This is a genomic window from Thermobacillus sp. (genome assembly GCF_003390775.1).
GTDB classification, from domain to species: domain Bacteria; phylum Bacillota; class Bacilli; order Paenibacillales; family Paenibacillaceae; genus Thermobacillus; species Thermobacillus xylanilyticus.
In genome coordinates this window covers 51,796-76,348 of the sequence record NZ_QEWA01000038.1, presented here as the reverse complement: position 1 = coordinate 76,348, position 24,553 = coordinate 51,796, and the positions used below count along the sequence as shown (strand labels likewise).

Below are 24,553 nucleotides of genomic sequence, written 5' to 3'. Positions count from 1 at the left end.
ATTTGAGAAAGAAGTAAGAATTCCGAATTCGAGATATGGACAAACTGAAGTATTCGGCTCTGCATACGCACATTCCTGGCTGCCTTCATTTATGGATAGGGTAACAATAAACCTTGGTTGGGCATCCTTTACATTCAGCGGAACTGGAGATTACTTCACTTGGACAACTAATTTTACAGTTGGGTCATAAAGTCTATCTAAGTCGCAATGATTAATCTATTCTAAAGTAAAACACACTTGTAAACTCCCCTCATAGTAGACACCTGAAACAATTATCAGGACTACTTTTGAGGGGAGATTTTCTGTGAAGTATAAAAATTTGTTACACCGGTTTCGCATCTCACTTGACAACATAATTCAGGATCGTTTGAAATCCTAATTTCCGTAGGAATTACGGAGCATCTAATTTGATAGCAAACAAGTCCCCATCTGCATACCAGCACGAAAGTACAGTGATGTTTATGATTAGTGATTCGGTATCCAAACCTTTACAACTATCCCATCTGCCTTTGAAAAGCTACAGCTGTAAATAGAAAAAAAGCGGCATCCCCCATATCACTGTTCCAGTGAATACCGTAGAAATGCCGCCAAAATGCTCGTCAAAACCGATACCCAACCGCAATCCAGTTCAACATCCCGTTCGGCGCCGGTCCGATCCGCAGCCGGCTCACCGTAACCACCGCGTACTCGGCGAATTTTTCCTTGATCGATGCGATGACGCCCGGCTGATCCGCCGTCACTGTGAGCGCATACTGATCGTCGGCGTACGTCTCGTCGAACGGCAGGGCGACTTCGATCTGCTCCTCCAGCCCGGTGAACGCGAACGGCGTCAGTCCGAACTGCTGCAGCACCGCGCCTCCGCCTTCCGGCGCCGCGACCGGATTGAACGCCATTTTCGACGCCGGCAGGCTGTAGTCCCGGACATGGCGGTCGCTAATCGCTTCAACCGCGATGTGCCGGCCGTCCACCGCGCCCTCGGCAATCCGGAAGCCGTCGATCACACCCGTTGCGCCGTCGGCGGATGCCGACGACCCGCCGCCCGGAGCCAGCGCGGCCGCCGCGCGCGCGGCTTCCGCCAGCGCTTCGATGACGCCGCTCGCCAGCTTCGCGGCCGTAACCGCGCCGTCCGCCAGATGGACGGCGCTGACGGCGCCGGCTTGCAGCTGCGCACCGCCCACCGAACCGGCCGCGAGATGCCCGGCCCGCACCGCGCCGGCCTGCAGATGCCTGCTGCCCACGGCATCCGCCGCCAGATGGTCGGCGCCCACCGCGCCGGCCTGCAGGTGCCTGCCGCCCACGGCGCCGGCCTGGAGCTGCTTGGCGCCCACCGCGTCCGGCGCCAGATGCACGCTGCCCACCGCGCCGGCCTGGAGCTGCTCGCCCCCCACCGCATCCGACGCCAGATGCGCGGCGCCCACCGAACCGCGCGCGATCTTGCCGCCCGTGACGGACGCTTCGCCGAGATGCTCCGAACCGATGGACAGCGGCGCAAGATGAATGCCCGCGACGGAACCGGGCGCGATTTTCTCCGCCGTCACCGCGCCGTCCGCCAGATGCTCGTTGCCGACGGCGCCGGCCTGGAGCTGCCTTCCGCCCACCGCATCCGCCGCCAGGTGCACGCTGCCCACCGCGCCGGCCTGAAGCTGCCCGCTCCCCACGGCGTCCGCCGCCAGATGGTCGGCCGTCACCGATCCGCCGGCGATTTTGCTTCCCGTCACGGACGCTTCGATGAGATGCTCCGTGCCGACCGACTGCGGCGCGAGACGATCGCCATCGACGGCGCCGAAAGCGATTTTGTCCGTTGTCACCGCTCCGTCCGCCAGATGTTCGCCGCCGACCGCGCCGGCCTGAAGCTGACGGCCGCCCACCGAATCCGCCGCCAGATGGTCCGCGGTGACCGAACCGCGCGCGATTTTTTCACCGGTTACGGCCGCTTCGCCGAGATGCTCCGATCCGATCGACCGCGGCGCGAGATGAATGCTTGCGACGGCGCCGGATGCGATTTTCTCCGCCGTCACCGCGCCGTCCGCCAGATGCGCCGCGAATACGCCGCCGTCGGCGATGGCGGCGCCGCCGACGCTTCCCGGCGCCAGCCGGTCCCCGGTCACCGAGCCGGGCGCGAGCTTCCGCCCGGACACCGAGCCGTCTTCCAGACGATCCGGCTGCAGCAGATTCTCGGCCACATGCGCCAGCGTGATCGAGCCGCGGCGGATGTGGTAACCCTGGATCGCTTCCGCCTTCAGCTGCTTGCTGCCGACCGATTCCAACGCCAGGTGCTCCGTCCGGACCGCACCCTGGGCGAGCGCAGCCGACGTCACGGCGGACTCCGCCAGATGCTCCGGGCCGACCGAACCGGGCGCCAGATGCTCGGACCCGACGGCGGATTCCTGCAGCTCCCGGCTTCCGACCGATCCCGGCGCCAGATGATGCTGCGCCACCGCTCCCGGCCGGATGTGCGCGCCGTCCACCGTCTCCGGCTGCAGCTGCTCCGCGCCGACCGAACCGGGCGCCAGATGGCCGGATGTCACGGCGCCGGCGGCGATTTTGCCGGACGTGACCGCGCCGTCCGCCAGATGCAGCTCCCGCACCGCTTCGCCGGCGATGTGAATGCCCAGCACCGCGCCGTCCGCCAGATGCCGGCTCCGGATCGCCTCGCCGGCCAGATGCTTCGATCCGACCGCCCCGTCGGCCAGCAGTTTGCCGCCGATTGACCGCACGGCCAGATGCTCGGTGGTAATGGCACCCTGCGCGATATGCGCGCCGCCGACGGCTCCCGGCTGCAGATGATCGCTTCCGACGGATCCGGGCGCGAGATGCTCCGCCGCAATGATCCGTCCGGCCAGCTGATCCGGACCGACGGATCCCGGAGCCAGCTTTTCCTGCGTCACCGCGCCGTCCGCCAGCTTCGCGGCCGTCACGGCCTGATCCGCCAGCTTGTCAGTCGACACGCTCTCCGGCGACAGTTTCAACGAAGTGACCGCATGGTCCTCCAGATGGTGCGGCTTCACCGCCCCCGGCCGGATATGGCGGTCATGCACGGCGCCGGAAGCCAGTTTCTCCGCGGTTACGCCGTCTTCCGCCAGGTGCCGGGTCTCGACCGCTCCTTCCAGCAGATGCGCCGCACCGATCGCCTTCGCCCGGATTCGCTCGGACGTGACGGCTCCCGGCGCGATCGCCTCCTCCGTCACGGCCCCTTCGGTGAAATGGAATGTGCGCAGCGCCCCCGGCGCCAGCTTGTCGAATGTCACCGCGTCGTCCGCCAGATGCTCCGTCCTGACGGCGCCGGACGCGATGTTCGCCGAACGGACGCTGCCCTCGGCCAGCTTCGTGTTCCCGACCGCGCCGTCCGCCAGCTGCGTCATGCCGACGGCGCCCGGGCCGATATGGTCTTCCTGCACGGCGAACGCCGCCAGCTTGTCGCTTGTCACCGCTTCATCCTGCAGATGCGCGGTGCCGATCGCGTTCTGCTGCACGTGCCGCGCCTCGATGCTGAGATCCGTCAGATGGCGCGAGTGAACCGAACGGTCGGCCAATTTGTCCGCATTGACGGAATGGCGCGCCATATGGCGCAGATGAACCGAATCGTCCGCCAGCTTCGTCGCATTGACACTCTGGTCGGCCAGTTTGGATGCGGTGACGGCGTGATCGACCAGCTTGATCGTGCCGACCGATCCGTCGGCCAGCTTGGCGGCCGTCACCGACTGGTCCGCCAACTGTTCCGTGCCGATCTCACCGCGGGCGACGTGTTCGCCGCGGACCGCTGCTGCGGCGATTTGTTCGGACTGGACCGCTCCGGACGCCAAGTGTTCCGTCTTTACGCTTTCCGGCGCGAGCGCGCGGCTTGCGACCGCCGATTCGGCGAGATGGACGGCTTCGACGGCGCCCGGAGCGAGATGCTTTCCCTGGATGGCCCCCAGCGACACGTGATGCGCAAGCAGGATCCCTTCTTTCAGATGGACGCCCTCGATCGCACCTTCCTTGATTTTGGGGCCGGTCACCGCGCCGTCCCGCAGCTTCGAGGTCGTGACGGACGCTTCGGCGAGTTTGGATGTGTCGACCGCCTCATTCGCCAGCTTGTCGCGGGTAACGGCGCCGCTGCGCAGTTTATCCGTCGCGACGGCATGGTCGGCGATCATCTCGCTCGTCAGAATGTTCGGCTGCAAATGCTTCGCTTCGATCGAACCGGCCGCAATCTTGTCGCCGCTGATCGAGCGGTCCGCCAGTTTGTCCGGCGTTATGCTCCCGTCGCGCAGCTTCTCCCCGCCGATCGACCGATCGAGCAGTTTGTCCCCGGAGACCGAATTCGGCGCCAGATGCTCGCCGGTCACCGATTCGGGCGCCAGTTTGGCCGACGTGACGGCCCCGTCCGCAATTTTGATGCTCTCCACCGCGTAGTCGCCGATCGTATGCGTCACGACCGCGCCCGGCTGGATCCGGACGGTGTCGACCGCGCCGGGGGCAAGCTTCTCGCGCGTCACCGACTCGTCCGCCAGATCGTCCGTAAAAATGATCGGCTCGGGCTTGAGCGGCGAACGTTTCTCCTCAATGCTCTCCAGCTTCGCTTCCCTTTCCGCCTCGGCCTTCGCAAGCGCTTCAACCGCTTCCGTCTCGCGGATCGTTTCCTGCTCCGCTTCCCGGATCGCCTCCTCGACGGCCTGAACGGACGCCGTCTCCGCCTCTTTCACGACGGTTCCGAGCACCTCGGCCTGCTTGACTTCCGGCGCCTTCGGCCGTTCCGCCGGCTGTTCGTCGAGCCAGGTCAGTTCGGAACGATTCGGATCATCGACATAAAAGAGCGGTCTTCGCGCTCTGACCGGTCTTCCCCTCCGTTTTTTCGCCATGGGCCACTCCTTCTTTGCCACCATAGAGTCATCTGCATCATATGCAAACGTCTATGGGCAGGTTCAACGGTTGCGGGAGGAAAAAGTACCGGTCGGAACGAAAGCGCCTTCCCGCCGCCGATGTCACCTTTCAGCCGCAACAGGGGGCTTCAGCCGATGCGCCGCATGCCACAGGGAACCGATGCCGCCGCCGGTCGGGACGGCATGCGCGATGGCCTCGCCGAGGAACCGCCGCGCGGATCGGACCGCGTGGGCGAGCGGCGCGCCCCGTGCCCGGAAAGCCGCGATCGCGGCCGACAGCGTGCAGCCGGTGCCGTGCGTATGCCGCGTCTCGACGCGCGGCGCGCGGATGATGACCGGATCGGCTGCATCCGCGCCGCAGAGCACGTCGACGCACGTGCCGCCGGCGGCGGGCAGATGGCCGCCTTTCAGCAGCGCGTTGCGGATGCCGAGCGCGAGCAGTTCCCGCGCCGCTTCGATCATGTCCCGTTCCGTGCGGATCTCGCCCTCCCCGATGCCAAGCAGCGCGCAAGCTTCGGGAATGTTGGGCGTGATGAGCTCGGCCATCGGCAGCAGCCGCCGCTTGAGGGCGTCAACCGCGTCCGCCTTGAGCAGTCGGTCGCCGCTCTTCGCGATCATGACCGGGTCGACGATCAGACTCGGAACCGGACGGCGCTCCAGCGCGTCCGCCACCGCCTCGATGACGGCCGCATCGTGCAGCATGCCGGTTTTGACCGCGTCGGCGCCGATGTCGCCGAGCACCGAATCGATCTGCGCCGCCGCGACCTCCGGCGGCAGCGGGCAGACCGCCTGCACGCCGAGGCTGTTCTGCGCCGTAACGGCCGTTACGGCGCTCATGCCGAATACGCCGAGCTCCTGCATCGTCTTCAGATCGGCCTGAATGCCCGCGCCGCCGCCGGAATCGGAGCCGGCGATCGTCAGCGCGCGCGGCAAGGAATGCCGTTTCGCGTTCTGCATCATGCCCTCATCCCTCCGAACTCGATCTGCCGCACCGCCGTGAACCGGAGCGGATCGAACGCGTCCAGCGGCACGGGCGGCGCTTCGCCGGTGAGCAGCGCGGCGACGGCCGCGCCCGTCACGGGCGCCAGCAGAATGCCGTTGCGGTAATGGCCGGCCGCGATCACGACGCGCGGCGCATGCCCCAGACGGCCGATCAGCGGCCGGCCGTCCAGCGTGCCCGGGCGCAGGCCCGCCCACCGGTGCACGGGCTCAAGATCCTTCAGGATCGGGAACACCTTCGGCCCCCAGCGGACGAGCCGGGCAATGCCGCGTTCCGTGACGGAAGTGTCGAATCCGGCGACATCTTCCGATGCGCCGCAGACGAGCGTGCCGTTGTTTTTGGCCGTCCAGTACGCCTGCGGCGAGACGACAATGCGCCGGATGAGCCCGGCCGGCATCGGATAGGCGCAGATTTGCCCGCGGATCGGATGGACGGGCAGCGGCAGGCCGAGCTCCCGTTCGAACAGCCCGGTCCAGGCGCCCGTGCAGACGACGAGCACGTCTCCGGTGAACGTTCCGGCCCGCTCCGTCCCGATTTCGACCCCGTCCGCGCCCAGGTTCAGCCGCACGGTCCGGCCGGCCTCCGCGGCGATGGCGACGCCCCGGCGGCGGCAGGCGCTCTCGAGCGCCTCGACGAGCGCCGGCGCGTACACATGGCCCTCCTCCGGGATGTAGAGCGCCGTCTCGATGTCCGGCGCGAGCTGCGGCTCAAGCTGCCGCAATTCGGACGAACCGACGAGTTCGGCGCGGGCGCCGTACCGATTCTGCCACGCCATCCGCGCGGTCAGCGGCAGCACGTCCGCTTCGCCCAACGCGACGGCGAGGCTGCCGCTTCGCCGCAGCTCGATCTTCCGCCCGGACGCTTCTTCGATCTCGGCCGCCCAGTCGGGATACATCCGCAGACTCTTGAGGCAGAGCGCGAAGAACGGGTCCGGCCCGTCGGGATTTTCGGTATATGGCGCCAGCATGCCGGCGGCCGCGCCGGACGCCTGTCCGCCGGGTCTTCCGGCTTCGACGACGGTGACGCCGAAGCCCCTTGCGGCCGCCGCGAACGCTGCCGACAGGCCGATGATGCCGCCGCCGAGGATGACGACCCGCCCGCTCATCCGCCGGTCACCCGCCGGCCGGCCGCGGCCTGTTCGGCCGCGAGGTCCGCCAGCGGCTCGAGCACGCCGTCCGGATCGCTGCTTGCCGTCGCATAGAGCCGCTTCGGAATGCGCCCGGCCGCGCGGGAGAGCGCGCCGGCCTCGACGGCGAGCGCCATCGCGCGGGCCATCGCGACCGGGTCGAGCGCCTTCGCGACCGGCGTGTTCACAAGGATGCCGGAGGCGCCGAGCTCGATCGCCTGCGCAGCGTCAGCAGCCGAGCCTAGGCCGGCGTCGACGATGACCGGCACGTTCGCCTCTTCCGCGATCAGGCGCAGATTGTACGGATTCAGAATGCCGAGCCCGGTGCCGATCGGCGATCCGCCGGGCATGACGGCGGCCGCACCGGCCTCCGCGAGGCGCCGGCACAGCACCGGATCGTCGGACGTATAGGGCAGCACGGTAAATCCCGCTTCCGCCAGCATCGCGGTTGCTTTCAGCGTCTCGACCGGATCCGGCAGCAGCGTGCGCGGATCGGCGCTGATCTCGACCTTGACCCAATCGCCGAGCCCGGCGGCGCGGGCCAGCTTCGCGATGCGCACCGCTTCGGCGGCGCTCGATGCGCCCGACGTGTTCGGCAGATAAATGAGATCCCGTCCTTCCAGATGCTGCAGCACCGAGTCGTCGGCGGTTTCGTCCAGATTGACCCTGCGGACGGCGAAGGTGACGACTTCCGCCCCGCTCGCCTCCAGCGCCTGGAGCATGACCGCCGGACTCGGGAACCGCCCCGTGCCGAGAAACAGCCGCGACCGCAGCGTCCGGCCGCCGATGACGAGCGGCGGAACGCGATAAAACGCCTCGTGCATCCGATCACCCCCCTCCCCTGAAATGGACCAGCTCCACGGCGGCGCCGGCCTTAAGCGGCGTCCGGCTCCATTCGGAACGTGTGACGATCTCGCCGTCCACCTCGGCGACGATCCGCCGGTCCTTGAGGCCGTGCCGCTCGATCAGTTCGCCGAGCGTTCGCGCCGTCGTCTCCGTATCGCGCCCGTTGAGGCGAAGCCGAATCGGGCCTTCCGCCGCACGGGCTGCATCTGCCGCCTGCCCCGCTTCCCGGGCGGTGATCCGGGCCTTCAGCTCCCGGCTGACCGCCTCGGGGTCGGGGCTGCCGACGATGGCGGACACCGCGCACAGCCGGCGCGCCCCTGCGTCCAGCACTTCGTTCGCATTGTCAAGTGTAATGCCGCCGATCGCGACCCACGGGATGGCGATCTCCGCCGCGGCCAGCCGGACGTATTCCAATCCGGCCGCCGGCCGGCCCGGCTTCGTCGGCGTCGGATAGACCGGCCCGACGCCGATGTAGTCGGCGCCCGCCCGGACCGCTTCCCGCGCCTGCTCGATCGAATGGGTCGAGATGCCGATGATCTTGTCCTCGCCGAGCAGCCTGCGCGCCTCCGCGATCGGCATGTCTTCCTGGCCGAGATGGACGCCGTCCGCCTCCGCCTCAAGCGCCAGCTCCGGATAGTCGTTCACGATGAACGGCACGCCGTAGCGCCGCGTAAGCTCCCGGAGCGCGCGGGCTTTCCCGAGCAGCCGTTCCGGCGGCGTCTCCTTGTCCCGCAGCTGCACGATGTCCGCGCCGCCGCGGATCGCCGCTTCCATGACTTCGATCAGATCCCGGCCGGGGTGGCAGGACTCGGCCGTAATGGCATACAGCCGGAAATCAAACGCCGCACGGCTCATCGCACCGTCACTCCTTCTTCATTCGGTTGATGCAAAAGCTCCGTCAGTCCGCGAACCGCTTCTTCCGCATCCGAGACGCCCTGCACCAGCACGCGCCCTTCTCCGCGGAACACAACAAACCGCCTGCCGTCCCCCGTCTCCGCGCGGATGAGCCACGGATTGCGCGTGATGATGCAGCCGTCCGCACGGAGCCGCTCCTCGATCCGCTCGAGCGGCAGCGGATGGTCCAGCGTCAACTGCACCGTATCCCGGCCGCACAGGACCGCGGCGCGGATCGGGCCGGCGGCCGGACGCGGTGACGGGGCCGCCGACGCTTCTTCCCGGACGGCAAGCCGCTTCGGCCCGGCCTCAGCCCGTTCCATCGGCAAGCCGGATTCCGCCGGGGGCTTCGCCCGCCCGCATACCGCGCAATCCCGCGAAGGGCCCGGCAGCCGCCACTCTCGCCATTCAGACGGCCAGAGCGACGCCGAAATCCACGTCCGGCGCAGCGCCTCGCGGCGGCCGGTCAGCCATTTGAGCGCTTCGGCCGCCTGCAGGGCGGCGACCAGTTCGACGACCGGCGAGATGACGCCTTCCGTCTCGCATGTGCCCGCGTCCGCCGCCTCCTGCTCCCCGCCGATCAGGCAGCGCAGGCAGGCCGTCTCGCCCGGGACGAGCGCCGCGCTCATGCCCGACGCGCCGACCGCTCCGCCGTACAGAAACGGAATGCCGAGGGCGAAGCAGACGTCGCTCATGAGCAGCCGCGTTGCGGCATTGTCCGTGCCGTCCAGAACGAGCTGCACCCCTTCGGCAAGCGCCGCCGCGTTCGCCGAAGTGACGTCCGCCACATGCTCCTCGATCGCGATGCCGCTGTTGATCCGCCTCAGCTTCGCCGCGGCGGCCGCCGCTTTCGGCAGCGCCAGCCGGGCGTCCTCCTCGTCGAACAGCGTCTGCCGCTGCAGATTGCTCGGCTCGACGAAATCCCGGTCAACGATCCGGATGCGGCCGACGCCGGCCCTCGCCATATGCTGGGCGAGCGATGCGCCGAGCGCGCCGGCTCCGACGATCAGCACCGAAGCTTCAAGCAGCCGGCGCTGTCCTTCGGGACCGATCGGCGTGAACCGGATCTGCCGGCTGTACCGCTCCATGTCCGTCCGATCCGCCGAACGTCCGGGTTCCGCCGTTTCCTTTTGCCGACCGGCAGCCGTCTGTTCCGAACCGTTCGTCAGCCCCGCGATATGTTCCGCCATGCCGCATTCTTTGTCCGGATCGTCAGCCATACAGGCTTCCTCCCGCATCGCGGAACGCGCCGGCGCGCTCCTTGAGCCCCGCTTCCACCGCTTCTTCGAGGCTCATGCCGCGGCTCGCCGCATAGTCCCGCAGCTCCTGCGACATCTTCATGCTGCAGAATTTCGGTCCGCACATCGAACAGAAATGGGCCGTCTTCGCCCCCTCGGCCGGCAGCGTCTCGTCGTGGTACGCCATCGCCCGCTCCGGATCGAGCGCCAGATGGAACTGGTCGCGCCAGCGGAACTCGAAGCGCGCCTTGGACAGCGCGTCGTCCCATGCGCGCGCCCGGGGATGGCCCTTGGCGAGGTCGGCGGCGTGGGCGGCAATCTTGTAGGCGATGACGCCCTCCTTGACGTCGTCCTTGTTCGGCAGGCCGAGATGCTCCTTCGGCGTCACGTAGCAGAGCATCGCCGTGCCGAACCAGCCGATCATCGCGGCGCCGATGGCCGACGTGATGTGGTCGTAGCCGGGCGCGATGTCCGTCGTCAGCGGACCGAGCGTGTAGAACGGCGCATCCTGGCAGATTTCCGCCTGGCGGTCGACATTCTCCTTGATCATGTGCATCGGGACGTGGCCCGGACCTTCGATCATCACCTGCACATCGTGCTCCCAGGCGATCTTCGTCAGCTCGCCCAGCGTCTCGAGTTCGGCGAACTGCGCCTCGTCGTTCGCGTCGGCGATCGAACCGGGACGGAGTCCGTCGCCGAGGGAGACGGTGATGTCGTAGGCGCGCAAGATTTCACAGATTTCGCGGAACCGGGTGTACAGGAAGTTCTCCTCGTGATGCGCGAGACACCAGGACGCCATGATCGAGCCGCCGCGCGAGACGATGCCCGTCACCCGTTTCGCCGTAAGCGGGATGTACCGGAGCAGCACGCCCGCGTGGATCGTCATGTAGTCCACGCCCTGCTCCGCCTGCTCGATCAGCGTGTCGCGGTAGATCTCCCACGTCAGATCGGCGGGATTGCCGCCCGCTTTCTCGAGCGCCTGATAGATCGGCACGGTGCCGACGGGAACGGGCGAGTTGCGGATGATCCATTCACGGGTCGCATGGATGTTGCGTCCGGTGGACAGGTCCATGATCGTGTCGGCGCCCCAGCGGGTGGCCCAGACCATTTTCTCGACTTCTTCTTCAATCGAGGACGCGACGGCGGAGTTGCCGATGTTCGCGTTGATCTTGACATGGAATTTCCGGCCGATGATCATCGGCTCGCTCTCGGGGTGGTTGATGTTCGCCGGGATGACCGCGCGGCCGGCCGCCACTTCGGCGCGGACGACCTCCGGATCCATCCCTTCGCGGATCGCGACGAATTCCATCTCCGGCGTGATGATGCCTTTTCTGGCGTAATGCATCTGGGTGACGGCGCGGCCGGGTTTCGCGCGCAGCGGCCGCCTCGGCGGGCCGGGGAACCGTTCGATGCCCGCCCGCTCCGCCTGTTCCGGCGTGCGCCAGCCGTTGTCTTCCGGCCGTTCGGCGCGGCCTTCGTACGCTTCGGTGTCGCCGCGCTCGGCGATCCAGGTGCCGCGCAGCGGATTCAGGCCCCGGCGGATGTCGATGCCGGCCTCCGGGTCGGTGTACGGTCCGCTGGTGTCGTACAGCAGGACCGGATCATTCGGCGTCTCGCCCTGCGGTGTCCGGCTCGGGGCGAGCGCGACTTCCCGCATCGGCACGCGCAGATCGGGGCGGCTGCCGGTGAGATACACTTTGCGGCTTCCGGGAATCGGGGATGTGGAGAGGTGAATGGACATGAAAAAAGACCTCCCGTTTGGATGATGTGAATCCAATAGGAGGCCAGCGCCGGCGGCTCCGGATCATGACATTCGGCGGTGTGATGCATGCGGCAAGACAAACCTGCCTGACGAGTGCTGCTGCCTCGCGGCCTTCATGCGCGGTGCAGCGATCGCCGCAAAACGATCTCCGCGCATGGAGTCACTCCGGTTGCAGCATATCGCCGCCGTCAGCATGCTTCCACAATGCACCTGCACACAGTATGCCAAGGCCTATCCCGCCCGCAAGATCCCGCATATGCAAAAAGCCGCTTCACGGGGAAGCGGCTCATTCGCATACGACGGGCACGGCGGGCACACGACGGACATACGGCGGTCCGTTGGCACGCCGGGTGCACGCTGCATCGTATTCCGAATTCCGAAGCCTTCCCACTTTCCTACGCTGGCATTACCCAGATCAGGTTCAAAGGGACCAAGGCGGATTCGCCTTATCTCAGCCCGCAAGGGCGCCCCTAGTGGATTCGCCTTTGACTATACAGGAGTTTCCTGCAACTGTCAACCGGAGTTGTGAATTCATTTGAGCACCGCCCGCAGACGCTGTAACGTGCCATCCACGTTACAACTTCTCACCGCACCACCTCTCAGACGCTGTAACGTGTTATCCACGTTACAGCCGCTCACGGCACCGCCGCACAGACGCTGTAACGTGCCATCCACGTTACAGCCGCTCACCGCACCACCTCTCAGACGCTGTAACGTGCCATCCACGTTACAGCCGCTCACGGCATCACCGCACAGACGCTGTAACGTGCCATCCACGTTACAGCCGCTCACGGCACCGCCGCACATGCGCTGTAACGTGTTATCCACGTTACAACCGCTCACGGCACCGCCGCACATGCGCTGTAACGTGCCATCCACGTTACAGCCGCTCACGTCACCCCCCCCGGCGCCGCCTATCCGCGCTCGTACAGCTCCATCCAAACTTCGGCGGTGCGCTGCCACGTGAACTTTTCCTCGACGCGCTTCCGGCCGGCCGCGCCCATTCGGCTGCGCAACTCCGGATCGCGGATGAGCGCGCCGATCCGGTCCAGCAGTTCCGCCTCCATGTTCGCAGGGTTCACAAGATACCCCGTCTCGCCGTCTTCGACCACCTCGACGATGCCGCCCACCCGGGAGGCGACGACCGGCAGCCCGCTCGCCATCGCCTCGACGTTGACAAGGCCGAACGCCTCGCCCGGCTTCGACGGCACGACCGCGATATCGGCGGCGAGGAACCAGTCGGGCACTTTCGTGTACGGCACATACGGAACGAACAGCACGTGCCGCTTCATCGCGCGCGCCATTCTCTTCAGCCGCAGCGAGTACGCCGTATCCCGATGGGAACCGTAGAACGGGCTGCCGACGATGACGAGCAGCACGTCGGGATGCGCCTCGGCCAGCTTCGGCAGGATGGCCAGCAGATGATGCACGCCCTTGCGCGGGATGAGCCGGCCCATGAACAGGACGACCGTCCGGTCCGTCCAACCGCGGTCTTCGCGCAGCCGCCGCCTTCGCTCGCCGCTCCCCGGGTCGTCCGGCGGCCGGAACCGGTCGATGTCGACGCCCAAATGGAGGACGCGCAGCTTGTCCGCAGCTTCCGGCACCATCTCCGCTACCGTCCGGCGCAGCCAATGGCTGTTGACAAGCACGCGGTCGGCCGCGGCCAGACTCCGTTTCAGCGCCGATCTGCTGATGTACCGCTTCCCGATGAACGTTTTCGACTGGAGGCTGAGCCAAATTTTTGTTCGGGGAAAACGCCGCCTCAACCGGAGCACGTACAGCGGACGGTTCTCCACCTGGATCAGGGTTGGACGGAACTTCCGCATCGCCGTGCCGACCGCGCGCACATACGCCTTCTTGTCGGCGGCCGGAAAACGCTCGATCCGCACGCCGCCGAGCGAACCGACGCGGGAAAGCCCGCGTCCCGTCCGGCCGTAGATCCGGGGCTCGAACCGCCGCCGGTCCAGACGCGGGGCGAGGTATTCGATGACGCGTTCGACCGAACTTCCCTTGGACGAAGGGATGGCGAACGATCCGGGCGTGACGAAGGCCACCCTGGGCACCGCCATCGGCCCGACCTCCTCTCGCATGAGTCCTGCCAGCAACATATACGGCAAATGTCCGGCCGGACACGGCGGCTCCCCATGGGCGGGCGATTGGTCGGCGCATCCGGCGCACCGGATCCCGGCTCCCGCGTACGGAAATATGCGGCATCTATGAATCTTCCGCGTCCATCGGTCTATTGATTTGTCCCCGGCATTGTGGCACACTAGGCGGCAAAAGCCCACGGAAGGAGCAAGCGGAGTTGAGCAAATGGCTGCTGAGAACGCTCACGGAACTGGGTTCGCGGAAATGGATTTCCCGTCTCGCCGGCCGGTTCGCGCACTCGCCGGCCAGCAGGCTGCTCATACCGCGATTCGCGCGCGTCTACGGCATCGCGGTGGAAGAAGCGGAGAAAGCGATCGGGGACTATGCGACACTGAACGAGTTTTTCACCCGCCGGCTGAAACCGGGAGCCCGTCCGGTCGATGATGCGCCCGGCGTTCTGGTCAGTCCGGTCGACGCGCGGATCACCGGCATGGGACCGATCCGCCAGGGAACGATCTTCAACGTGAAAGGCCAGGACTACACGATCGACGAGTTGCTCGGCGGCAATCCGCGCGCGGAGAGCTACCGGAACGGATACGGCATCGTGCTCTACCTGAGTCCGTCCGACTACCACCGCATCCATTCGCCGGTGGACGGCGTCGTCGTCGAACGCCATCATCTGCCGGGACGCGTATATCCCGTCAACGACTTCGGCCTCACCCACATGCCGCGGGTGCTCAGCCGGAACGAACGCCTTGTCACATATATCCGCCATGAAACGGGCGAGACGGCGGTCGTGAAAGTCGGCGCGCTCAACGTCAGCGGCATACGCTATGCCGATCCGAAGGCGGACCGGCTCAGCCGCGGCGGCGAACTGGCCTGGTTCGAATTCGGCTCGACCGTCGTCCTGCTCACCGAGAACGGAACATTCGAACCGCGGAGCGATCTGGCGCCCGGCGCCAAAGTCCGCATGGGCGAAGCGCTCGGCCGCCTGCTGAAGACCCGATCCTGACCGCTCCGGGAGCCGCACCCTATCCTTGCAAAGCCGACGCTCATGCGGTACGAAGTCTAGCGCCGCCGGCTGCGCAGGCGCAGCAGCGCATCCGCCATCCGCTCCGCGGCAGCGTCCATCGTCCGGTCGTCGAGATGGGCGAAGCCGAACATCGCGCTGCGCCTTACGGGCGGGGTGAGCCGATACCGGTCCCCGTCCGTCCAGACGACGCCCCGCTCCAGACATGCTGCCCGGAACGCGTCGTATTCGCCGGGATCCCTGCGCCATTCGCCGTAAACATGCATCCCGCTGACGGACGGATACCAGTCGAAGGGCTCTCCCGGCAGCTTCTCCAGCCGTTCGCAGAACCGCTGCATCCTCGTCCCGCAAATGCGCTGCATGCGCCGCAAATGGCGGGCATACGCGCCCGCGGCCATGAAGCGCGCAAGCGCCCGCTGCCAGATCAGATCCGTCGGATGCGGCTCGGTCCATGCCTTCGCGCGGCGAAACGGCTCGACGAGCCCATCGGGCAGCACCGCATAGCCGATTCGGACATCCCTCAACATCGTCCGCGAGAACGTTCCGATATAAATCACGCAGCCGCCCTGGTCCATCGCCTTGAGCGGTTCCACCGGCCGCCCGCCCCAGCGGAACTCGCTGTCGTAATCGTCTTCGACGATGACGGCATTGCGCCGCGCCGCCCAATCCAGCAATGCGGCGCGCCGTTCCATCGGCAATACGCCGCCGGTCGGGAACTGCCGGCTCGGCGTCACGAACAGCAGCCGCGCCGGCCAGTCTTCCGGCACAATGCCCCTCCGGTCCACCTTCGCCGCGATGAGTCTCCCGCCGGCCGCCTCGACCGACGCCCACGTCCCCGGATAGCCCGGGTCCTCGACGACGGCAGGATCCCCCGGATCGAGCAGCAGCATCGCGATCAGCGCGAGCGCCTGCATCGATCCGTTCGTCACGACGACCTGTTCCGGATTGGCCCTTATGCCCTTCGTTGTCACCAGATGGCGGACAATCGCGCTGCGCAGCGGTTCATGGCCTTCGGCCCGAAAAGCGTCTTCCTGCAGCCTTCCCGGAAAACGGCGAATCTCCGCATAGACGGCCCGCTTCCAATCATCATACGGAAAATCCGCAATCACCGGCTGTCCGATCCGCAGATCATACGGCACCCGGTCATTCAGGGAAAGCTCCATGCGCCTGCCCGCGGCAACGACCCGCCTGCCAAGCGAGGACAGCTGCACCTTGCCCGTTCGCGCGTTCTCGGTGCCCGCCGGATGAACCGGATCCGCCGTCTCCTTGATCAGGCCGCCGACCGGGGCGCGGTACGCCGCATACGTTCCCGAACCGACGGCGGTCCGCACATAGCCTTCCGCATGCAGCATATCGTAAGCGGCCGCTGCCACTCCCCGGGAAACGTCGAACGAAGCGGCGAGCAGCCGGGTGGCCGGCAGACGCGCGCCTTCCGGCACCGCCCCCGCCAGCATCGCGGCGCGGATCGCCTCGTAGAGGGCATCGCGTTTGCCGTATCCTTCCTGCAAAAACCTCAAATACAGCGGTTTGACCGCGATCTCGAAACCGCTCATTTCGTTTCCCCCCGACACCCTTTGAAAATGGACCTGTTCTTCTCACTATGAAATGGCACTTTTGTTCTGTCAATCGTCAGTTTATGATCGATTTCACACGAAAGGGGGATTCCGGAATGAGAAGACGGGAATTTGAAATGACGGATCAACGGGAAATCGAGCAGTTTCTGGAGGAATCGAGCTTCGGCTTTCTGTCGGCGGTCCGCCCGGACGGACGGCCGAGCATCACGCCGCTCAATTTCGTGTATGCGGACGGTGCGGTCTACTTCCACGGAAGCCGGGCCGGAGACAAAATGGACGCGATCCGCAGCAATCCGCACGCGGCCTTCGCCGTCGCCAGGGAGTATGCGATCATTCCGTCCTATTTTACCGATCCGGTCATGGCCTGTCGGGCGTCGGCCTATTTCAAATCGGTGCTGATCGCGGGCCGCATCGAAATCGTCGAGGACATTGCGGAGAAAGCCATGGCCCTCGAAGCGATGATGAAGAAACTGCAGCCGGAAGGCGGTTATGAACCGATCCGTCCGGACGATCCGCGCTACGCTCCGCGGCTGAAAAGCGTCGCCGTCCTGAAACTCGTGCCGAGTTCCATCACCGCCAAGTTCAAATTCGGCCAGAACTTGTCGGACAAGGCACGTTCGGCGGCTACCGCCGGACTGTTGGAGCGCGGACTTCCGCTCGATCGGGAGACAGCCGGTCTGATGGAGCGGTACCGCCCGGGCGCGCCGCAACAATAAAGCCGCCTGCCTGCGGGATTGCGGCGGACGGCTTACGTTACCGGACTTCCGACGGACTCTTGCCCGTATATTGTTTGAACTGCCTGCTGAAGAAAAAGATGTCCCGATACCCGAGCGCATCCGCCACTTCCGTCACATTCATCCCGGTGTGCATCAGAAGATGCTGCGCGCGTTCGATCCGGGAGCGGATCAGGAACTGCTGCACCGACATGCCGGTGAGCTCCTTGAACTTGATCGCGAAATAGCGCGGCGACAGGTTGGCGCGTCTCGCGAGATCCTCGACGCGGTGCTGCATGCCCGGATGCTGACGGATGTAGTTCGCGATCTCGTGAATCGTCTCGGTCAGATGATTGCTTGCTTTTTTCTCGGGCGGCTGGCCGTAGTCCTCGCGCAGCAGATGGATAAGCAGCATTTTGAGGATGAGCCGCGCTTCTTCCTCGGCAGCGTAAGTCTTGATGAGGAACATGCGTACATACCGGGACAGCAGATGTTCGAACTCGACCGTCTCCTGAAGCACCCGGTACGATTTCGGAATGATCTCGACCGGTTCCGTTACATCGAAATGGATATAGGTCAGCACGAGCGGCTTCTGCGGATTGTGCGTCGCGGTCGGGTGGTCGCCCGGACGGAACAGGAAGCAGCTGCCCTTGCCGATCTCGTACGTCTTGTCGTTCAGTTCCAGCCATCCCTGGCCGCTCCAGACGTAGAACAGATCGTAATTGGGCATCGGCTTCTCCCGTTTCTGCCAGCGCCAGTTCGGCTCACAGCTGATTTTGGCCAGCGCCGGCAGCAGCACAAGCGAATTCGGTGACAATTTCAGCATGTGGCCACCTCATTTCATGTCCGCATCGTTCTGAACCCATCATACATCAGCCGCAAAACGGCGCGCAACACAACCGGTCCGGGGAAAATCGCGGGCCATTGTTCGGAAATTCATGGCGTTTCGGGCATCCGGGATGTTATAATATTCGGCATCGGACGTTGTCCGGCTGCCCGGACGACAGCTTCTACGGAAAGGATGCGAGGAACGATTGACCATGAATCCGCAAGCCAGACAACTGAATGAGACGATTGAACGCGAGAACGCCCACGTTTATGCCATGTTGTCGGATTTGGGACGGGCGATCTATTTTCCGAAAGTCGGGATTCTGAGCCAGTCTGCAGAGGCGCGTGCGAAGGCGAACCGCTTCAACGCGACGATCGGCATCGCGCTGGAGAAGGGGGTGCCGATGCACCTCGACGTCATCCAGCGGACGCTCTCCGAATATGAACCGAAGGATCTGTACGACTATGCCCCGCCGGCCGGCAAACCCGACCTGCGCAAGGCATGGCGCGAGAAGATGCTGAAGGACAATCCGTCGCTCGCGGGCAAGTCGTTCGGCCTGCCGATCGCGACGAACGCGCTCACGCACGGCCTCAGCATCGTCGCCGACCTGTTCGCCGGCCCGGGCGACGCGGTGATCATCCCCGATAAAAATTGGGAGAACTACGAGCTGACCTTCGGCATCCGCCGCGGCGCCGAGATTGTGCATTATCCGCTGTACGACGAGCGGAACAAGTTCAACAGCGCCGGGCTGCGCGACGCGCTTCTGTCCTGCAGGAACCGCAGCGGCAAGGCGATCGTCATCCTGAACTTCCCGAACAATCCGACGGGATACACGCCGACCCGCGAAGAGGGGGACGAGATCGTCGCCGCCATCCGGGACGCGGCCGAAGCGGGCGTGAACGTCGTGGCCGTGACGGACGACGCCTATTTCGCCTTGTTCTTCGAGGATTCGCTGCACGAATCGCTGTTCGGCAAGCTGGCCGGTCTGCACCCCCGCGTCCTGCCCGTGAAAGTCGACGGAGCCACGAAGGAAGAATATGTCTGGGGCTTCCGTGTCGGATTCATTACGTTTGCGTCGGAGTCCGAAGCGCTGCTCGACGCCCTGGAGCAGAAGACGCTCGGCATCATCCGCGCCACGATTTCGAGCGGTCCGCATCCTTCGCAGACGTTCGTGCTGCGCGCGCTGCAGTCGCCGGATTTCGAAGCGCAGAAGCTGGAGAAGTACAACATCATGAAAGGGCGCGCGAACCGCGTGAAAGAGCTCCTCGACAGCGGCCGGTACGCGGGCGCGTGGGACTATTACCCGTTCAACTCCGGATATTTCATGTGCCTGAAGCTGAACGGCGTTTCCGCCGAGCAGGTGCGGAAGCGGCTGCTCGACGCCTATGGCGTCGGCACGATCGCGCTGGGCGAGACGGATCTGCGCGTCGCGTTCTCGTGCATCGAAGAGGAGCATCTGGAGGAGCTGTTTGACACGATTCATCGGGCCGTGCTCGACGTCAAGGAAGGCCGGGCTTGAAACTTCATTACGTAAACGCAAAAATCCGCGGGACGGCGCATTGCATTCGTTGCAAGCTCCGCTCACCGCGGGTTTCATGTTTGCCGGATGGGGGGATCAGAACAGCCACTTGCCGTCCTTCTGCACCAATTCGCCGTCGAGGTAGATCTCGCCGCCGTCTTTCAGGTTTTTCACCATGTCCCAGTGGATGGCGGATTGGTTGCCGCCGCCCGCTTCCTCGTAGGCGCGGCCGAGCGCGAGATGGACGGAGCCGCCGATTTTCTCGTCGAACAGGATGTCCTTCGTCGGACGCGTAATCCCGAAGTTCATGCCGATGCCGAGCTCGCCGAGGTAGCGCGCCCCTTCGTCCGTGTCGAGCGCGGCCAGCAGCGCGTCCTCGCCTTTCTCGGCGGACGCCCGGGTCACGCGGCCCTTCTCGAACACGAGCCGGATGCCGCTGATCTCGCGGCCGTTGTAGACGGTCGGCCAATCATAGTAAATATGGCCTTCGGTGAGCAGATGGTTCGGCGAATAGAAGATTTCGCCGTCCGGCACATTGTGCTCCCCGGCGCAGACGATGCCTTTGCGGCCCGCGATGTCGACGGTCAGATCCGTCTCCTTGCCGACGATCCGCACTTTGTTCGCGCGGTCGAACCGCTCGGCCGCCTGTTTCATCGAGCGCTCCATTTCCGCATAGTCGACGTTGGTCGCCGAGAAGACGAAGTCTTCGTATTCCTCCAGCGACATTTCGGCGTCCTGCGCCTGCGCCTGCGTCGGGAACATCGTCAACACCCAGCGCGCGCCGCCTTTCATCAAATATTCGGACAGCTTCGCCGTCGCGCGCCGGCGGGCGGTCAGTTTCTGCGGGTCGACGCCGGTCAGCTCCTTGTTGTTGGCGCCGCCGAGAATGCGGATGACGGCGTCCGCCCGATGATACAGCCATTCCATCACTTCGATGTCCTGAAGCTGCTCGTCGCTTGCTTCGTCGAAGAAGATTTTGTCCAGCTCCGCAAGGCCCACCTGCAGAATCGGATGGGCCCCCGCCCGCAGCACCTGGCGGTACGTCTCCTTGATCAGCGGCGACGTCTCGGCGGCACCGATGATCAGCACCTTCTCGCCGGGCTTCGCCTTGATCGAATGGCCGACGAGCACCTTGGCCAACTGTTCCACTCGCGGATCGCGCATGTGAACGCCTCCTTGAAATCGTTATGGGTATGAACGCCGACGGTGAGCCGTCCGGTGGCGGTGATTAACGGCATCTTGTGCCGTTATTTGCCTGTTTACCCGCTTTGCCGGGTCCGATAACGGCATCTCATGCCGTTAATTACGGCGCGGAGCCGTCTGGGCACGCCCGCGGCGGCGTTTAACGGCATTTCGTGCCGTTATTTGCACGCTTACCCTCTTCGCCGGCCCATTAACGGCATCTCGTGCCGTTAAATGCGGCGCGAAGTCGACGGACCCGTACGACGGCCGCCATTAGCGGAACCACATTCTGTTATAGCATGCCCGCTCGCACCAGCGGCCCCCGCTAACGGAACCACGTTCCGTTACACGCACCGTCAGGCGCCCAGCATCCGTTACGCGGCGCCAAACCGCCCGGTCCCCGGACGGCCGGGCCGCGCGTCTATTCCACCGCCTCCCGCTCCATATTCCTGCGCAGGCGGAGCGCCGTCGCCGGCACGAGCGCCAGGCAGCCGGCCAGCGCCGCCAGGGCCGGCGCGTACCGGCCGTCAAGCGCCGCAGACAGCCCGGCGGCGAGGCCGAGCAGCACGGCGCCGGCGAAGTGCGCGGCCGCGGCGACGCGCACGGCGGCGCGCCTGCGTCCGGCCTCGGGAAGCGGGTACAGATGCCGCCACACCGCGTGCCGGTGCGCATGGCGCACCGTTCCCGCCTGCACCCCGGCTGCCAGCGCGAACAGCCAGGCGACAATCGCTCCCGCCCAGCCCGCCAGGGCTCCGCTTGCGCCGGTGACCGCGCCGGCCAGCGCGCCGACAGCGGTCAGCCGGATCAGCATGCCGCCGATGTCGGTGCGGACGAGCGTCAACGTATAAAGCATCAAGTATGTATTGTGCCGGCCGTGCCGGATGGCGCCGGCGATCCAGGCCGCGTACGGCCGCCGGGCCGGCGCTTCCGCTTCCGACGGCAGATCGGTGAACGAGCGGAAAAATCGCTCATATAGCCGTCGCGTCCGCGCTTCTTCATCGAACAGCCGCTGCCACGGGAACCGGTGCCTGGCCGGCAGCCGGCAGACGGCGGCCTGGAGCGCGGCGGCTGCGGCCGCGAAGCCGAGCGCGGCAATGAGCGGCTTCGTAAGCAGCGCGCAGACCGCCGCCAGCGTCAGCGCCGTGCGAAGCAGCCGGCACAACCGCCGCGCAGTCTCGCGGGCCATGCGGCGCTCCTGCCAGGCGCCGGCGTCATTCGCCGCCTTCAGGACGAGCAGCGCCGGGACGAGCGCAGCCGCCCCCGTCGGTGCGCCGCTCTGACCGTAGAGCGGCGCGTAGAGCAGCCAGACGGCGAGCGTCAGCGCGCTGCCGGAGAGGTACCCGCTCCGCCTGGCGGCCTTCATGTACCGCTCCATCTCACGCTCGCGCGGCATCAGGAAGACGGCGTCCGCCGGCCGTAGATGGGTGCGCAGCGGCGACCGGACGAGCAGCAGCGTCATGAGCGCCGCTCCGACGGCGGCTATCGGGAAACCCGGCGGAACATTTTCCAGAAACGCCGTATAGCCGCTCAAGGCCGCAAGCGCAGCCAGCACCGCGACCGAGGGAAACCCGCTCCGCGCCATGTCGCGGACATAGGGAGTCACGGCCTTGCGCCATGCTTCCGCCCGCTTGCGGCGCAGCGCCTCCAAATCAGCTTCCATACGCATTCCTTTCCGGGGCGATGAACCGGAAAAACAACCGTTCGAGCGACGCGCCGGGCATTCCGGCCATTTCCCTTAAGGTTTCAAGCGTGCCCGAAGCGAGCAGCCGCCCGTCGTGAAGCAGCAGATAGCGGTCGCAGTACGCTTCGAGCGTCGACAGGATGTGGGAGCTCATCAGGATGGCGGAGCCGGAGCGTTTCTCCTCGTTCAACCGTTCGAGCAGCGACCGCATGGCGAGCGGATCGAGCCCGAGGAACGGCTCGTCAATGATATAGAGCGGCGGCGCGGCGAGCAGCGCATTCATGATCATCACTTTCTGCTTCATTCCTTTGGACAAATGCGCCGCGAAAGCGGAACGCTTGTCCGCCATGCGGAATTCGCCGAGCAGCCGCTCCGCCCGGTCGACATATGTCGATTCATCGATGTCATAGGCCATCGCCGTCAGCCGCAAATGTTCCTGCACCGTCAGTTCGTCGAACAGCAGCGGCGTCTCCGGCACATAGGCGAAAGACCGGCGATACCGTTCCGCATCTTCCTCCAGCGTGACGCCGCCGATCCGGACCGTCCCCTCGAACGGTGTCATCAACCCGAGCAGATGGCGGATCGTCGTGCTCTTGCCGGCTCCGTTGAGTCCGATCAGCCCGACGATCTCGCCCGGCGCGACCGTGAAGGTCAAGCCTTGCAGCACGGGCCGCCGCGGACTGTAACCGCCCGACAGTTCCTCAACCTTGACAAGCGGCTCCATATGATCACCTGCCTTGTCTCCATCATTATACCGAACTTGGTGCAGCCGGTTCAAAAAATGGAAGCGCAAGTTTCCGCATCGCTTGCATGATCCATAGCACAAGAGGCTGCACCTTCTTCGTCCGCGGCGGGCGGACGGCAGACGGGCAGCCCCTTGTTCACTCCATCAGCTCGAGAGCTTTCTCAAGCTTTGATTGTAATCTTCGTCACCGTCGAATCCGTGCCGGATACCTCGACGTAACGTCCGGCGGTAAGCTGCGAAGCGTCGCCGACAATCTGGACGTCCTTCGCCACGTTGTATATGACGGCAAGTGTGCCGCTGTCGGTATTCTTCGTCAGCGAAATCGTCGACAGCCGGCCTTCCGCGTTCAAGGTGACCGAATTCAGGATACCGGCATCCGTGAACGCGTTCGATTGTGAAGCGGGCTGCGTCACTTCAATGAACACCGCCTCACCGTTGTAAGTGAGAACAAACACCTTGTCGCCCGCTCTCAGGGCGGAAGCATCAACCTTCGCGCCGCCGCGGAAAATGAACGCATTGGCAGCGACCGGCAGCACGACATCGGTATTGTCCGACTTGGTGACAACGATGGCGCCGTTCGTCGCCGCCTTCACCACGCCGGAAACCGTCCGCTCATCCGGAATCTGGCTGTCCGTGCGGTCAAGCAGCGCCGCGAGTTCGGCCCGCGTAACCGGCCGGTTCGGCTTGAACGTGCCGTCCTGGTAGCCGGTGATCAGCCCTTTCTCGATGGCAACGGCCACATAGCCGACTGCGCCAGCCGGAATGTCCTTCGCATCGCGGAACGGCAGCGAGGCATTGTGCTTGGCCTGCGCTTCATCTTCCAGACCGAGCGCCTTGACCAGCAGCATGGTCGCCCACAGCCGGTCGGCCGGTTTGTCGGGATGGACCTTGTCTTCCGTTTCGGAGAACAGCCCGTTCTCCACCGCGACCGCCACATATCCGACAGCCCACGGATACTGCTTGACGATCTTGTTCGCGTCCTTGAAATGCAGCTCCGTGCGCATTTCTTCTTCAGACTCGGCCTGTTCGCGCAGCCCCATCATCCGGACGGCGGCCGTCAGCGCCTCGATGCGAGAGACCGTCTGATGCGGCTTGAACGTGCCGTCTTCGTAGCCGGTGAAGACGCCTTTCGAAGCCAGACGCATGATCGGAACCAGCGCCCATTTCATCTCCTGCTCGTCTTTGAACTGCAGCCGGATGACGATCTCGTTCGAAGTTTTGCGATCCGACGGCTTCTTTTCGTGCGAATGGCCGTTGTGTCCCTTGTTGTCTTTGTCATGCCCCTTGCCTTTGCCGTCCGCAAAAGCCGAAGCGGCACCTCCGAATAATGTCATGACGGCCAGAGCCGAAATTACCGTTTTTCTCCATGCAGAGCTATGCATCGCTGCTGCATCCTCCTCCCTGATCGAATGGTGTGTTTCATCCGACCAGCGCGCCGGGTCGTTCGTGTACAACATTCGGAAC

17 protein-coding genes and 1 riboswitch are annotated in these 24,553 nt (G+C 65.2%); of the genes, 3 read left to right on the top strand and 14 right to left on the bottom strand.

Features of this window, described 5'->3' with window-relative positions:
- Positions 1–599 precede the first annotated feature (599 nt).
- The 8 genes from C6W55_RS10150 to C6W55_RS10110 all read right to left on the bottom strand — a co-directional run bounded on the left by C6W55_RS10150 (position 600) and on the right by C6W55_RS10110 (position 13,797).
- Positions 600–4,841, bottom strand: a complete 4,242-nt coding sequence (locus tag C6W55_RS10150; RefSeq protein ID WP_286892558.1) for a WIAG-tail domain — start codon at positions 4,839–4,841, stop codon at positions 600–602.
- A gap of 123 nt (positions 4,842–4,964) precedes the next feature.
- Positions 4,965–5,819 carry a bifunctional hydroxymethylpyrimidine kinase/phosphomethylpyrimidine kinase gene (gene thiD / locus C6W55_RS10145; protein WP_286892599.1) on the bottom strand — a complete coding sequence of 285 codons (855 nt, stop codon included), beginning with the start codon at positions 5,817–5,819 and terminating at the stop codon, positions 4,965–4,967.
- Positions 5,819–6,967, bottom strand: coding sequence for a glycine oxidase ThiO (thiO, locus tag C6W55_RS10140; protein ID WP_286892557.1), 1,149 nt, complete (start codon positions 6,965–6,967; stop codon positions 5,819–5,821). Before thiO ends, thiD begins: the two co-directional genes overlap by 1 nt.
- Positions 6,964–7,812, bottom strand: a complete 849-nt coding sequence (locus C6W55_RS10135; protein ID WP_286892556.1) for a thiazole synthase — start codon at positions 7,810–7,812, stop codon at positions 6,964–6,966. The genes thiO and C6W55_RS10135 overlap by 4 nt, the downstream gene beginning before the upstream one ends.
- A 4-nt stretch (positions 7,813–7,816) precedes the next feature.
- Positions 7,817–8,689, bottom strand: coding sequence for a thiamine phosphate synthase (gene thiE / locus C6W55_RS10125; protein WP_353682031.1), 873 nt, complete (start codon positions 8,687–8,689; stop codon positions 7,817–7,819).
- On the bottom strand, positions 8,686–9,948 hold the full coding sequence (locus tag C6W55_RS10120) for a ThiF family adenylyltransferase (protein ID WP_286892555.1): 1,263 nt from the start codon (positions 9,946–9,948) through the stop codon (positions 8,686–8,688). Before C6W55_RS10120 ends, thiE begins: the two co-directional genes overlap by 4 nt.
- A complete protein-coding gene (thiC, locus tag C6W55_RS10115; RefSeq protein WP_286892554.1) occupies positions 9,941–11,707 on the bottom strand; it encodes a phosphomethylpyrimidine synthase ThiC in 1,767 nt (588 codons plus the stop codon). Before thiC ends, C6W55_RS10120 begins: the two co-directional genes overlap by 8 nt.
- A 396-nt stretch (positions 11,708–12,103) precedes the next feature.
- A riboswitch (TPP riboswitch) is annotated at positions 12,104–12,210 on the bottom strand.
- Between the two features lie 432 nt (positions 12,211–12,642).
- A complete protein-coding gene (locus C6W55_RS10110) occupies positions 12,643–13,797 on the bottom strand; it encodes a glycosyltransferase family 4 protein (RefSeq protein WP_286892553.1) in 1,155 nt (384 codons plus the stop codon).
- 236 nt (positions 13,798–14,033) lie between these two features.
- On the opposite strand from C6W55_RS10110, the gene asd reads away from it, so the two are divergent.
- Entirely contained in the window at positions 14,034–14,828 is a 795-nt protein-coding gene (gene asd, locus C6W55_RS10105) for an archaetidylserine decarboxylase (RefSeq protein ID WP_213485254.1), read from the top strand.
- Between the two features lie 56 nt (positions 14,829–14,884).
- Here the strand turns inward: asd and pdxR are convergent, their stop codons facing one another.
- Complete coding sequence (gene pdxR / locus C6W55_RS10100; protein WP_286892552.1) at positions 14,885–16,399, bottom strand: MocR-like pyridoxine biosynthesis transcription factor PdxR; 1,515 nt, start codon at positions 16,397–16,399, stop codon at positions 14,885–14,887.
- A gap of 116 nt (positions 16,400–16,515) precedes the next feature.
- On the opposite strand from pdxR, the gene C6W55_RS10095 reads away from it, so the two are divergent.
- Positions 16,516–17,136: a pyridoxamine 5'-phosphate oxidase family protein gene (locus C6W55_RS10095; RefSeq protein WP_286892551.1), complete on the top strand. Its 621-nt coding sequence runs from the start codon at positions 16,516–16,518 to the stop codon at positions 17,134–17,136.
- A 37-nt stretch (positions 17,137–17,173) separates the two neighbouring features.
- Here C6W55_RS10095 and C6W55_RS10090 read toward each other — a convergent pair whose 3' ends face one another.
- On the bottom strand, positions 17,174–17,959 hold the full coding sequence (locus C6W55_RS10090; protein WP_286892550.1) for a helix-turn-helix domain-containing protein: 786 nt from the start codon (positions 17,957–17,959) through the stop codon (positions 17,174–17,176).
- Positions 17,960–18,173: 214 nt separating this feature from the next.
- On the opposite strand from C6W55_RS10090, the gene C6W55_RS10085 reads away from it, so the two are divergent.
- Complete coding sequence (locus tag C6W55_RS10085; protein WP_286892549.1) at positions 18,174–19,481, top strand: aminotransferase class I/II-fold pyridoxal phosphate-dependent enzyme; 1,308 nt, start codon at positions 18,174–18,176, stop codon at positions 19,479–19,481.
- 96 nt (positions 19,482–19,577) lie between these two features.
- Here C6W55_RS10085 and C6W55_RS10080 read toward each other — a convergent pair whose 3' ends face one another.
- From C6W55_RS10080 to C6W55_RS10065, 4 genes are all read right to left on the bottom strand, one after another.
- Positions 19,578–20,645: an aminopeptidase gene (locus C6W55_RS10080; protein WP_286892548.1), complete on the bottom strand. Its 1,068-nt coding sequence runs from the start codon at positions 20,643–20,645 to the stop codon at positions 19,578–19,580.
- 439 nt (positions 20,646–21,084) lie between these two features.
- Entirely contained in the window at positions 21,085–22,323 is a 1,239-nt protein-coding gene (locus C6W55_RS10075; RefSeq protein WP_286892547.1) for an ABC transporter permease, read from the bottom strand.
- Complete coding sequence (locus tag C6W55_RS10070) at positions 22,313–23,068, bottom strand: ABC transporter ATP-binding protein (protein ID WP_286892546.1); 756 nt, start codon at positions 23,066–23,068, stop codon at positions 22,313–22,315. The genes C6W55_RS10075 and C6W55_RS10070 overlap by 11 nt, the downstream gene beginning before the upstream one ends.
- Before the next feature lie 182 nt (positions 23,069–23,250).
- Positions 23,251–24,471, bottom strand: coding sequence for an S-layer homology domain-containing protein (locus C6W55_RS10065; protein WP_286892545.1), 1,221 nt, complete (start codon positions 24,469–24,471; stop codon positions 23,251–23,253).
- Positions 24,472–24,553 lie beyond the last annotated feature (82 nt).

Excerpts from the sequence above, each read along its gene's own strand:
- C6W55_RS10090 (WP_286892550.1), bottom strand. The coding sequence starts at position 17,959 with ATGCTGAAATTGTCACCGAATTCGCTTGTGCTGCTGCCGGCGCTGGCC.
- C6W55_RS10120 (WP_286892555.1), bottom strand. The coding sequence starts at position 9,948 with ATGGCTGACGATCCGGACAAAGAATGCGGCATGGCGGAACATATCGCG.
- C6W55_RS10085 (WP_286892549.1), top strand. The coding sequence starts at position 18,174 with ATGAATCCGCAAGCCAGACAACTGAATGAGACGATTGAACGCGAGAAC.
- thiD (WP_286892599.1), bottom strand. The coding sequence starts at position 5,819 with ATGCAGAACGCGAAACGGCATTCCTTGCCGCGCGCGCTGACGATCGCC.
- C6W55_RS10135 (WP_286892556.1), bottom strand. The coding sequence starts at position 7,812 with ATGCACGAGGCGTTTTATCGCGTTCCGCCGCTCGTCATCGGCGGCCGG.
- C6W55_RS10095 (WP_286892551.1), top strand. The coding sequence starts at position 16,516 with ATGAGAAGACGGGAATTTGAAATGACGGATCAACGGGAAATCGAGCAG.
- C6W55_RS10110 (WP_286892553.1), bottom strand. The coding sequence starts at position 13,797 with ATGGCGGTGCCCAGGGTGGCCTTCGTCACGCCCGGATCGTTCGCCATC.
- thiO (WP_286892557.1), bottom strand. The coding sequence starts at position 6,967 with ATGAGCGGGCGGGTCGTCATCCTCGGCGGCGGCATCATCGGCCTGTCG.
- C6W55_RS10065 (WP_286892545.1), bottom strand. The coding sequence starts at position 24,471 with ATGCATAGCTCTGCATGGAGAAAAACGGTAATTTCGGCTCTGGCCGTC.
- C6W55_RS10075 (WP_286892547.1), bottom strand. The coding sequence starts at position 22,323 with ATGGAAGCTGATTTGGAGGCGCTGCGCCGCAAGCGGGCGGAAGCATGG.
- thiC (WP_286892554.1), bottom strand. The coding sequence starts at position 11,707 with ATGTCCATTCACCTCTCCACATCCCCGATTCCCGGAAGCCGCAAAGTG.
- pdxR (WP_286892552.1), bottom strand. The coding sequence starts at position 16,399 with ATGAGCGGTTTCGAGATCGCGGTCAAACCGCTGTATTTGAGGTTTTTG.
- C6W55_RS10070 (WP_286892546.1), bottom strand. The coding sequence starts at position 23,068 with ATGGAGCCGCTTGTCAAGGTTGAGGAACTGTCGGGCGGTTACAGTCCG.
- thiE (WP_353682031.1), bottom strand. The coding sequence starts at position 8,689 with ATGAGCCGTGCGGCGTTTGATTTCCGGCTGTATGCCATTACGGCCGAG.
- C6W55_RS10150 (WP_286892558.1), bottom strand. The coding sequence starts at position 4,841 with ATGGCGAAAAAACGGAGGGGAAGACCGGTCAGAGCGCGAAGACCGCTC.
- C6W55_RS10080 (WP_286892548.1), bottom strand. The coding sequence starts at position 20,645 with ATGCGCGATCCGCGAGTGGAACAGTTGGCCAAGGTGCTCGTCGGCCAT.